The sequence below is a fragment of the Paenibacillus sp. 01L418 genome, assembly GCF_056400045.1.
Window position 1 is genome coordinate 1 of the sequence record NZ_JBFTSN010000846.1, and the last position, 702, is coordinate 702.

At 43.3% G+C, this 702-nt stretch carries 2 protein-coding genes; one reads left to right on the forward strand and one right to left on the reverse strand.

All coding sequences use genetic code 11. The features are described from left to right. Positions 1 to 423, forward strand: a 423-nt coding sequence (locus AC1DSE_RS36085) for an NADPH-dependent FMN reductase (protein WP_477529222.1), incomplete at its 5' end; no start/stop codon positions are given. 54 nt (positions 424 to 477) lie between these two features. On the opposite strand, the gene AC1DSE_RS36090 is transcribed toward AC1DSE_RS36085, so the two are convergent. Further along, positions 478 to 702 (reverse strand): diadenylate cyclase (locus tag AC1DSE_RS36090; RefSeq protein WP_477529223.1); only part of this gene is annotated, 225 nt, incomplete at its 5' end.

A 702-nucleotide genomic window follows, 5' to 3' on the forward strand; every position in this document is an offset into this window, starting at 1 on the left:
ATCGTTGATATCGCGGATTTCAAGCTCCCGCTCTTGGGAGAAAGCGATGCTACTGAGCAAGCAACAGCTTGGAATACGAAGCTTGCTAGCTTGGATGGATTCGTATTTATTGTACAAGAATACAACCACAGTATTTCAGCATCACTGAAAAATGCGCTTGATTATGCTCGTGACGCATGGAACGATAAAGCAGCAGGTATCGTAAGTTACGGTTCTGTAGGCGGTGCTCGTGCAGCTGAGCATTTACGTGGAATTTTGGGCGAATTGTCTGTAGCTGACGTTCGTGTACATCCTGCATTGTCACTCTTCACTGATTTTGAGAACGGTTCTGTTTTCAAACCAGCTGATCTTCATCTTACTAATTTGAACGGCATGTTAGATCAAGTACTCGCTTGGAGCGGTGCATTGAAAACATTGCGTTAATCGTCACTACCAACTACCACCTCTTTATGAAGAGGTGGTTTTTCTTTGTGTCATTTAATGGAGCAGATCATTGCCCGGTGAAAAGGGATATAAATTTCCTTCCAAGCTGAAGGAAGCTTGTCCGGTTTCTTCTGATACGATGATAACAAGCGCATCACTTAATTCTGATAAACCAAGACCGGCACGATGTCTAGTTCCAAGCTTCTTCTGCTCGCTGTCTCTTTGCGTTAACGGCAGGACATTGCCAGCAGATATAATTTTATCATTTTGGATTAAGTC